The sequence below is a fragment of the Microcella sp. genome, from assembly GCF_033763155.1.
In the GTDB taxonomy this organism is placed as follows: domain Bacteria; phylum Actinomycetota; class Actinomycetes; order Actinomycetales; family Microbacteriaceae; genus Microcella.
In genome coordinates, this window is sequence record NZ_JANRKZ010000043.1 from 1 (window position 1) to 9566 (window position 9566).

The window sequence follows — 9566 nt, forward strand, 5'->3', positions numbered from 1 at the left end:
AGGGGGCCACGTCGGATGCGGTCGACGCGCTCATCAGCGGAGTGAGTCCGCAACCGGGCGAAGCTTCATGCGCGTCTCAGCGAGAGTTCGGAATCGGGGTCGCTGTCGGCCACGATGCCCGCGCCCGCATACGCCGTGAGCAGGCCGTCATCATCGATGCGCGCGCAGCGCAGCGCGATCAACCACTCGCCATCGCCGTCCTAGTCGATCCATCCCACCGGCCCGGCGTAGCGGCCGCGGTGGGATGCAACGCAGCGACGATGTCGAGCACGCTCGACGACGGCGCCAGTTGCATCTCGACGTCGGTCGCGAGGTGCCAGAGATTCGGCAGCTTGATGGTGAACGGGAGATCGCTCGCCGAGACGGCGCGCGCGTGCGGCCGCAGCGTGTCGAGCACGCTCTGCACGGCGAAGGCGTGCTCGTCGAGGTCTTTGCCACTCGTCGCCAATTGAGCGGAGGCTGCGGAGTCTTCCGCCGTGCTCGTCCCGCGCGCCCGGTTGCCGGCGAGAACCCGCGCGCTCGCCGATCGGCGTAGCATCCCCGAGCTCGGCGTCCTCGACCTCGGCGCCCAGCTGGGTCACCCGGGTCACCCAGCTCACGCCGTCGTGCCGACCCACGATGAACGCGGGCACGACAAGCACGCTCGACGCGCTCGAGCCGTCGGCGAAGGCGAAGGCGCCCATGGCGACTAGGCCGGTGCCGGGTCGATGCACGGCATCGACCATCTCCGCGGCGCCGGCGATCTCGCACCAGGCTGCCGCCGCATCCGTCAATCGATCGGCGCCGCGGACAGTAAGGCGCAGGCTCTCACCGATGCCGGCGATGCTATCGCCTCAGGGGCACGGCATCGCTCGACTTGTGCGCGGTCGTAGCAGGGCGCGTGGATGCCTACTTTGAGCGCACCTTGAGCCCGTGGGATCACGAGGCTGGCGCGCTCATCGCAGAAGTAGCCGGCGCGCTCGTGACGGGGGTGCCGGGGGCTCGTGTAACCCATCGTTTCCTGTTCGCCGCGCATCCTGACCTGGTCCGGATGCTCGCTCCCGTGCTCACCGACCTCGGGGCCGTGCCGCTCTCCGATGAGGGCCCTCCGCGCTGATCGACGACCTCGGTGCGAGCCGCGAATCCGGCTCACCGACTTTCGTTCGGCGCGCGACCGGGTTACGCTTTACCAATCCGTGATAATCCGCCGGGTTCGGTGGTGCGCACGGAGCGCCGACTCCGTCCTGCTCAGCAGGTCGAGATCGAGCGGACCGACCGGGTCCGCGCTGTACGACGTGCGACTGACTCTTGAGGCTGACTGACACCGTGACGACTGAGAACCCGTGGCTGACGGGAGGTTCCAATGAGGAACTGACCGAAGCTGAGAGAAACCCTTTCCAATCTTTGGGCCTCGAATTCACTGAGGAATCCCCGACGATCGAGTCGGTGGCCGAGCCGGTGATGCCACAACTGAGCGAGAGCTCGATCATGGCGACGACGTCTTTCGAACCCGTCGCTCGCCCCGGTTCAGACCTCGTCGCGGTGCCTGCGGCCGCGTCCACCGAGCTGGTTGCCACGAGCCGACGGGCCCTTCGCGACACCGAGCGATCGACCCCCGCGGCGCGCCGCCCGCGCCGCGCCGACAGCACGCTTCGCCTGTTCCCGGCGCGTGGCCCGCGCCGCGCATCCGCGCCCGAAACTGCCGACCGGCCCATCGCCGTCGCCGTGGCGACCGCACCGGTCAGCACGTGCTCGCGCGTGCCGCTCGGGCGCCGCATCGCGAAGAAGACCTTCCCGCCGATTGTCATGCTCGCCATCGCCTCGCTGCTGGTCGGCACCTCCGTTCCGGCGAACGCTCTGTTTGACCCTGAGTCGCCGCCGGCGTCTCTCGCTCTCTCATCCATGCCGACCACCCCCGCAGAAGAAGCCATAGTTCTCGAAGAACAGGTGCTCGAGGCCAACGTCGCTGGTGAACTTGCGGCGACCGCTGCGAAGCGCGACGAGTGGGGGGTCACTTCCTACGCCGAGATGTTGCGCTTGCGTTATGGCAGTGCGAACTATTCGTACTCGACCTCGGGCTCGGGGGCGATTCGCTGGCCGTTCCCATTCGCGGCGCCCGTTACGTCGGGATTCGGGGAACGGGTCGCACCGTGCCGCGGGTGCTCGTCGTACCACCGCGGGGTGGATTTCGATGGAGGGTACGGTGCCCCGGTCGGCGCGATCGCTGACGGCATCGTGACTGCGGTCGGTTGGTCAACCTCGTACGGGTACCGCGTCGAGGTCGAGCACATCATCAACGGGCAGAAGATCCTGTCTCGGTACGCGCACATGATCGACAACAGCTCGGTATTGCAGGTCGGCGCACCGATTGTCGCGGGTGAGATCGTCGGCGCTGTGGGCAATTCTGGCCTGTCGACAGGCCCTCACCTGCACCTCGAGATCCACATCGACGGCGTGCCGATCGATCCCTTCGCTTGGTTGATGGCGAACGCGAGCTAGGCGATCCAAACCGGCTTGTCAATCGACGGTACGCCTGCGTCGAGTGGGCCGCTCTCGAACAGCGATGCTCTATGCAACGACGGAACAAGGTCTGATGGTCAGTAGCGACGATGGCACCAGGTTCACCCCCGTGGACGAAGCCCCGCTCGTGGGCCTGATCGCGTCGAGCCCGATAGACACGTCAACTGAGGCGTTCATAGCCGAAGTTGATGTCGATGGATATGTTCACACCTGCACTGACGGCTTGACGTGGACCTCCAGTGGATAGGCGCCACCCCTCACGGAGGCCCTCTCAGTCGGAAGCGGAGGGTCGATCGTTGCGGCGGGAATCAGCGGCGTGCATCGATCCGATGATCGGGGAGCCACCTGGGCCGTGATCGCAGAGTTCTAGACCACACGGGGCGCGGCGGTTCGCCGCACCCCGCGCGGCGTTCTATTGCACACCCGGCTCGAGGTCAAGCCAAGCGGTCGCGCCGCGCGCTTCAATCTCCACGCCGCGCATTCGACGCCCTTAGAGCACGGTGTGGTTATCGAACCCAAACCGGCTCCCGACTGTGGCGCTCGAAAGCCCTTGTTCGTTTAGTTCAACTGCGACTGCGATCTGGGGCTCGGTCAACCTGCGCGATGCGTCGACGCCGTGGTCCTTAAGCATGCGGGCGACGGTCGTGCGGAAGAGCTGGAACTCGCTGGCCACATTCCGCATGTTGCGCAATTCGCGATAGCGATCGACGACGGCCACTGCTTCGTCTGCTCGCAGTTGGCGGGCTCGCCGTCATGGTTCGGGGGTGGCATCCGGGTGCTCAAAGGATTTCGAGCGAAAGAGCAGCTCTCGAGGGGCGACGGCCCCTGGTGGGATATTCAAGTAAGCCTCAAGCAGGCGTCATGCTTTCTAGGTCGGATGTTCCGCTCGGTAGGTCATCCAGGAGTGCACATCGCGATCTGGGGTAGTGCACCACTTCGTGTCACATTGTTCCGCCGTGAACTTTGGTCTGTCATCAGTACACTCTTTGATGTACTATAAGGGCATGACCACTTCGACTGCTGTTCGACTTGACGCGATTCGTAGGGTCGGCAAAGCCCTCGCTGACCCGACGCGTGCCGCCATCCTCTTGGCGCTCCTTGATGGGTCTCGCTACCCGGCGGAGCTGGTGGAAGAGCTCGGCGTCACGAAGCAAACCGTGTCAAATCACCTCGCCTGCCTGCGCGACTGCGGGATTGTCGTCGCCGAGCCTTCCGGTCGACGAGTTCTCTATGAGATTTCGGATGCGCGGTTGCGTCACGCGCTCCAGGATCTCGTCGGCGTCGTGCTCGCTGTCGATCCGGTGGACGCATGCGACGTGAACGAGAACGATCTGGAGACGCGCGCGTGACGGCCATGGTGGGAGCAAAACCGGAGGCAAGTCGCACTGCTCTGCTGCGCCGACGAGTGAAGATCATCGTTGCCGTCACCATTGGGTACAACGTGATCGAAGGCATCATCGCCCTCATTGCCGGCGCTGCCGCGGACTCGGCTGCGCTCATCGGTTTTGGGCTCGATTCTGGTGTGGAGGTGCTTTCGGCGACTGCCGTTGCTTGGCAGTTCACGCGTCGCGACCCGGAGCGATATGAGAAGCCGGTGCTTCGCGTGATTGCGTTCGCCTTCTTCGCTCTCGCCGCCTATACGATCGTGGGCTCGACCCTCTCGTTGACCGGGGTGACGCCTCCCGAATCCAGCAACGTCGGCATCGTGCTCGCTGCCGTCAGCGTGGTCGTCATGCCATTCCTCTCGGTTCTAGAGCGGCGCACCGGTCGAGAACTCGGCTCCGCCACTGTGGTGGCTGACTCCAAGCAGACCCTCATCTGCTCGTTGCTCTCGGCGGCGGTCTTGCTCGGCCTCGTCGCGAACGCCGCGTTCGGATGGACCTGGGCCGATGCGCTCGCCGCCCTGGTGATCGGAGCCTTCGCCATTCGAGAGGGCGTCGAAGCGTGGAACGGTGACACCTGCGCTACCGCGATCGGCGAACTCATGGAAGGCTCCAACACCCACGACCACGACGAGGAAGGCCACCCGTGAGCGCCGACGGGCACACTCATGCCGACGGCTCGATTAATCGGCGGCGCCTGGCGATTGCTTTTGGCCTTACCGCCAGCGTTCTCGTCGCTGAGGTGATTGGGGCGATCATCACCGGGTCGCTTGCTCTGCTCGTGGACGCGGCCCACATGCTGACAGATGCAGGTGGGCTGCTCGTTGCGTTGTTTGCAGCCAAGCTCATGGAGCGACCCGCAACATCACGCCGCACCTGGGGTCTTCGTCGTGCGGAGGTGCTCGCTGCCACCGTGCAGGCAGCCGTACTGCTGGGCGTGGGCGCATTTGTGGTCATCGAGGCTGTCCAGCGATTCAGTCAACCGGCAGAGATAGCCAGCGTCGAGCTCCTCGTCTTCGGCATCGTCGGCCTCCTGGCCAACATCATCGCGATCGTGGTCCTGTCGGGCGGTCGCGGCGACAACCTCAACATGCGGGCCGCGTTCCTCGAAGTGCTCAACGATGCACTCGGGTCGGTGGCTGTCATCGTCGCTGCCGTGGTCATCATGACCACGGGGTTCCAACAGGCAGACTCGATCGCTGCGTTGCTGGTGGGGGTGCTCATCATCCCCCGCACGCTGCGCCTGCTCCGGGACGCCGTCGACGTGCTGCTCGAGTCAGTACCGCGCGGCATCGACCTCGCCGATGTGCGACAGCACCTGCTGGATGAGGATCATGTTGTCGACGTTCATGACTTGCACATCACACAGATTGCTACTGGGCTGCCCGTACTGACTGCCCACGTTGTCGTGGAGGCAGGTTGCTTCCACGACGGCCACGCACCCGAAATCACACAAGCGCTGCAGCGCTGTGTCGCCGAGCACTTCCCGGTCGCGATCGACCATGCAACATTCCAGCTCGAACCAGCAGCAGCGGTCCAGGCGCACGACATGCACTGAACAAACCGATATCGCGCCTCAGATAGTGCTTGTGCGCGAAAGTCAATTCATCCACTTCTGATGGAACGGGGAGCTGAGACACGGCACATGAATCACGATTGCGAAGTTGTCATTATCGGGGGAGGTCAGGCAGGGCTCGCCGCCGGCCGTCACGCCCAGTCGCAGGGACTGAACTACATCATTCTGGAAGCGAGCAACGCTGTCGGGAGTTCCTGGCGTGACAGGTACGACAGCCTGACGCTCTTCACCCCACGATCGTTTAGTGGCCTCCCCGACCTTCCTTTTTCCGGCGACCAGGATGGGTACCCGACCAGGGACGAAGTCGTAGACTATCTGCAGCACTATGTCCAGAGCTTCGACCTCAATGTCGTCCTTGATCAGCCAGTGCGCAAGGTCACGAAAGATGGCCAACAGTTCACCGTCGCGACGCAGTCGGCAACCTACACCGCACCAGCCGTCGTGGTTGCCACCGGCCCATTCCAGACGCCTCGCATACCGGCGTGGGCTTTACCAACCGACGGCGTACGGCAGCTGCACAGCTCGGCCTACCGAAACTGCGCCCAGATCCAGGGCAAGAGAGTACTGGTCGTGGGTGGTGGAAACTCCGGAGCTCAGATCGCTGAGGAGCTGGCCGCTGAGTACGAGGTCGATATGGCCGTCAATGCACCAATGCGGTTCATGCCCGCGAAGATTCTCGGCAAGAGCTTGTTCTGGTGGCTTGAAGCACTGGGCGTCCTCAACGCCCCCTCTGACAGCTTCAAAGCCACGATGCTTCGACGACCGGGAGACCCGGTCATCGGCACATCTCTCAGGCGCCTCCTTCAGCGCGGTGCGGTCAAGCTGAAACCTGCGGCGATGTCCATGACAGATGGAACGGTGTTCTTCGCTGACAAGACGAGTGGACGGTACGACACGATCATCTGCTGCACCGGCTATACCGCTGACTACGGGTGGATGCAGATCCCGGACGCTCTCGATCAGAACGGCATGCCCTCCCACAAGGGTGGACAGTCACAGACCGTCAGCGGGCTGTACTTCCTCGGCTTGGGATGGCTTCGTTCACGAAACTCTGCCCTCATTGGTGGCGTCGGCACCGATGCCAAGGTCATCATCGATCGAATCGCCGACAGCGTTGTGACCGCCGCTGCGCGCGACACTTCGGAGGCACGCAGATGAGGGTCCACGTTTCCACCTTCCTCAACGCCAGTCCCACCACGGTGTGGAGCACGGTTAAGCGCAAGGAGTTGCTTCATTACGTCATCGCACCGATGGGCAAGTTCTCGCCCCTCGATGGGATAACCCGAGGCGCCTGGATCTCCGGAACGGCGTATGACGGCCGAAGCTTCATGTTCTCGATCATCCCGGTGGGGACTAGGACAATCCTCATCGAGAGCGTCGATGACCGCTCGATGACAATTCAGTCACGCGAGCATGGTGAGATCGGGTTGAAGAAGTGGGACCACCTGATCGCGGTCAAGCCAGAGGGCGACGGCTCGCGCTACTCCGACACGATTGAGATCGACGCTGGTGTATTCACGCTTCTGTATTGGTGTTACGCAGAGATGTTCTATCGGCATCGTCAGCGCAAGTGGAGAAAGCTCGTCCGGCACGACTTCGCCGGCCTGTGAACAGCCCAAGTCGCGAAGGCTTGCACGACATGAGCTCGTCATCTAATGAAGTGCGGACTGAGCCAGGGCGGATCCAAACGCCGTGCCAACGTAAGCTTTCGAGCGCGAGCTTCGGATGCCCAGACGTCCGCTTCGCTGAGACCGGCTATCAGGAGCGCGGCGTAGACTTGCTCGCGAAGGCAACCGATCTAGGAGAAGTATGAGTGCCCGCCCCAGCCGACCTACCCGCCGCCTCGTCGTCGCCATCGCGATCGCGAGCGCCGTCGTGCTGACCGGATGCACTGCCAACGAGGACCTCGCCGACCAGTATCGCTCGGGCAACGGGCAGGGGTACATCTCGGGTGACGGCGCATACACGGTTATCGCCGAGGCCGACCGCGGCGAGCCCATCGAGTTCGAGGGCGTCATCGAGACGGGCGACACGGTCTCGAGCGATGACTACCGCGGCGAGGTGCTCGTTGTGAACTTCTGGTACGCGGCGTGCCCGCCCTGCCGGCTCGAGGCACCCGACCTAGAGGCGCTCTCGCAGCAGTTCGCGCCCGACGGTGTGCGCTTTCTCGGGGTGAACATCTACGACCAGGCACCCACCGCGATGTCGTTCGCCGAGGAGTTCGGGGTGACCTACCCCTCGATTCTCGACGTGAATGACGGGTCGGTGCGTCTCGCGTTCGCGGGGCAGGTTGCGCCGAACGCCGTGCCGACCACGCTCGTGCTCGACCAGCAGGGCCGCGTCGCCGCTCGTATTTCGGGCGTCATCAGCGAGCCGAGTGTGCTGCGCTCGATGATCACGGACGTGCTCGCTGAAGCCTCGTGATCGGCATCGCGGGCCCGCTCCCGGGCGCGGTCAACCCGATAGGTGCGATCGTGCTGAGCGGCAACCTCCTTCTTGCCGTGCCCATCGCGCTCGCCGCCGGGTTTCTCGCTTTCGCCTCGCCGTGCGTGCTGCCACTCGTACCTGGCTACCTCGCCTATATCGGCGGCGTCACGAGCAGTAGCGAGCTCGAGCAACGGCGGGGCCGCCTGCTGCTGGGTGTGGTGCTCTTCGTGTTGGGGTACAGCCTCGTCTTCGTGAGCTTCTCGATCGTCTTCGCCACAGCGGGTCTGCTGTTGCTGCCCTGGATCGACGTCATCACCCGCGTCGCGGGCGTCATCGTGATTCTCATGGGGCTCGTCTTCATCGGGCAGGTGTCGTTCTTGCAGCGCTCGCTCGCGCCGCGTATCCAGGTCGCCACGGGGCTCGGAGGCGCGCCGCTGCTCGGAGTCGTCTTCGGGCTTGGCTGGGCGCCGTGCATCGGCCCCACGCTCATCGCGGTCAACGCGCTCGTCATCAACGAGGGCGACATCGGGCGCGCAGCGATCATCGCGCTCGCATACTGTCTCGGGCTGGGTATCCCCTTCCTGCTCGTCGCCTTCGGTTTCCGCTGGGTGGCGGGCGCGACCGACTGGCTCAAGCGCAACATCCGAGTCATCAACATCGTCGGCGGCGCCCTGTTGATTGTCATCGGTATCGCCATGGTGACGGGCCTCTGGCAGCAGTTCATTTCGAGCCTCGGGGCGGTGATCGGTGGAACCGTTACGCCCCTCTGACCATTTCGACAGCGAGGCACCGACACGGTCAGCGACGATCTCGCAGCCGAAGCTGAATGCCGTCGGCTGGTTGCGGTTCGCCTGGCGTCAGCTCACGAGCATGCGCACGGCACTCGTGCTGCTCTTGCTGCTCGCTGTCGCGGCGATTCCTGGGTCGCTTGTGCCGCAGCGCTCGGCCGACCCCAATGGCGTCGTGCAGTACGAGCGGAACAACCCCGAACTGTTTGCAGTATTGGACACCCTGCAGGTCTTCGACACCTATAGCTCGGTGTGGTTCTCGGCGATCTACCTTTTGCTGTTTATCTCGCTCATCGGCTGCGTGATCCCGCGCACCCAGCACCACTGGCGGGCGCTACGGGCCGCACCGCCCGCGACGCCCGCCCGCCTGAACCGGCTTGTCGGGCACACCGAGCGCCAGGCGGCGGGGGATGTCGCAGCGGCGCTTGTGGCCGGGGATCGCGTGCTCCGCCGCAAGGGCTATCGCATCGCGCGGTACGGCGACTCGATCAGCGCCGAGCGGGGATACCTGCGCGAGACCGGCAACCTCGTCTTCCACTTCGCACTGCTCGGTGTTCTGGTGACCGTCGGTGTCGCTGGAGGGTTCGGCTACAACGGCCAGCGGGTCATCGTGCAAGACCAGAGCTTCACGAACCAACTCACGAGCTTCGACTCATTCAGCCCCGGTCGCTTTTTTGACGAGACAAGGCTCGATCCCTTCTCGATTCGGCTTGATGACTTCGTGCCCGTCTATGACCTCGATACCACGACAGGCTTCCCGATCGCTCTCGACTTCACCGCATCAGTGACGGTGGTGGAAAACGGCGTCAAACGCACAGAAGACATCAAGGTCAATGAGCCGATCGATATCGGCGGCACGACTACGTACCTCCTTGGCAACGGATTCGCGCCCTG

13 protein-coding genes are annotated in these 9566 nt (G+C 64.1%); 10 read left to right on the forward strand and 3 right to left on the reverse strand.

All coding sequences use genetic code 11. The annotated features are described in order from the left end of the window. Positions 1 to 65 precede the first annotated feature (65 nt). Entirely contained in the window at positions 66 to 182 is a 117-nt protein-coding gene (locus SFU54_RS01830) for a chorismate-binding protein (RefSeq protein WP_319014612.1), read from the reverse strand. Continuing rightward, positions 179 to 538, reverse strand: coding sequence for a chorismate-binding protein (locus tag SFU54_RS01835; protein WP_319014613.1), 360 nt, complete (start codon positions 536 to 538; stop codon positions 179 to 181). Before SFU54_RS01835 ends, SFU54_RS01830 begins: the two co-directional genes overlap by 4 nt. A gap of 342 nt (positions 539 to 880) precedes the next feature. Between SFU54_RS01835 and SFU54_RS11710 the strand changes: the two genes are divergently transcribed. Together SFU54_RS11710 and SFU54_RS01845 are read left to right on the forward strand one after the other, a co-directional pair. After that, positions 881 to 1096 (forward strand): hypothetical protein, encoded by a 216-nt coding sequence (locus SFU54_RS11710; protein ID WP_413466540.1) that lies wholly within the window; start codon positions 881 to 883, stop codon positions 1094 to 1096. Between the two features lie 329 nt (positions 1097 to 1425). Continuing rightward, positions 1426 to 2478: a M23 family metallopeptidase gene (locus tag SFU54_RS01845; protein ID WP_319014614.1), complete on the forward strand. Its 1053-nt coding sequence runs from the start codon at positions 1426 to 1428 to the stop codon at positions 2476 to 2478. A 511-nt stretch (positions 2479 to 2989) separates the two neighbouring features. Here SFU54_RS01845 and SFU54_RS01850 read toward each other — a convergent pair. Next, positions 2990 to 3217: a hypothetical protein gene (locus SFU54_RS01850; RefSeq protein ID WP_319014615.1), complete on the reverse strand. Its 228-nt coding sequence runs from the start codon at positions 3215 to 3217 to the stop codon at positions 2990 to 2992. 286 nt (positions 3218 to 3503) lie between these two features. Between SFU54_RS01850 and SFU54_RS01855 the strand changes: the two genes are divergently transcribed. The 8 genes from SFU54_RS01855 to SFU54_RS01890 form a co-directional block, all read left to right on the forward strand. Further along, positions 3504 to 3848 carry a metalloregulator ArsR/SmtB family transcription factor gene (locus SFU54_RS01855; protein WP_319014616.1) on the forward strand — a complete coding sequence of 115 codons (345 nt, stop codon included), beginning with the start codon at positions 3504 to 3506 and terminating at the stop codon, positions 3846 to 3848. Between the two features lie 5 nt (positions 3849 to 3853). Beyond that, positions 3854 to 4531 carry a cation transporter gene (locus SFU54_RS01860; RefSeq protein ID WP_319014623.1) on the forward strand — a complete coding sequence of 226 codons (678 nt, stop codon included), beginning with the start codon at positions 3854 to 3856 and terminating at the stop codon, positions 4529 to 4531. Beyond that, entirely contained in the window at positions 4528 to 5439 is a 912-nt protein-coding gene (locus tag SFU54_RS01865) for a cation diffusion facilitator family transporter (RefSeq protein ID WP_319014617.1), read from the forward strand. The genes SFU54_RS01860 and SFU54_RS01865 overlap by 4 nt, the downstream gene beginning before the upstream one ends. 87 nt (positions 5440 to 5526) lie before the next feature. Next, on the forward strand, positions 5527 to 6615 hold the full coding sequence (locus SFU54_RS01870; RefSeq protein WP_319014618.1) for an NAD(P)/FAD-dependent oxidoreductase: 1089 nt from the start codon (positions 5527 to 5529) through the stop codon (positions 6613 to 6615). Next, entirely contained in the window at positions 6612 to 7067 is a 456-nt protein-coding gene (locus tag SFU54_RS01875) for a hypothetical protein (protein WP_319014619.1), read from the forward strand. Before SFU54_RS01870 ends, SFU54_RS01875 begins: the two co-directional genes overlap by 4 nt. A gap of 199 nt (positions 7068 to 7266) precedes the next feature. Further along, positions 7267 to 7881 (forward strand): TlpA disulfide reductase family protein, encoded by a 615-nt coding sequence (locus SFU54_RS01880; RefSeq protein WP_319014620.1) that lies wholly within the window; start codon positions 7267 to 7269, stop codon positions 7879 to 7881. Beyond that, positions 7878 to 8654 (forward strand): cytochrome c biogenesis CcdA family protein, encoded by a 777-nt coding sequence (locus tag SFU54_RS01885; protein WP_319014621.1) that lies wholly within the window; start codon positions 7878 to 7880, stop codon positions 8652 to 8654. Before SFU54_RS01880 ends, SFU54_RS01885 begins: the two co-directional genes overlap by 4 nt. Next, positions 8632 to 9566, forward strand: a 935-nt coding sequence (locus tag SFU54_RS01890; protein WP_319014622.1) for a cytochrome c biogenesis protein ResB, incomplete at its 3' end; no start/stop codon positions are given. The genes SFU54_RS01885 and SFU54_RS01890, both read left to right, overlap by 23 nt.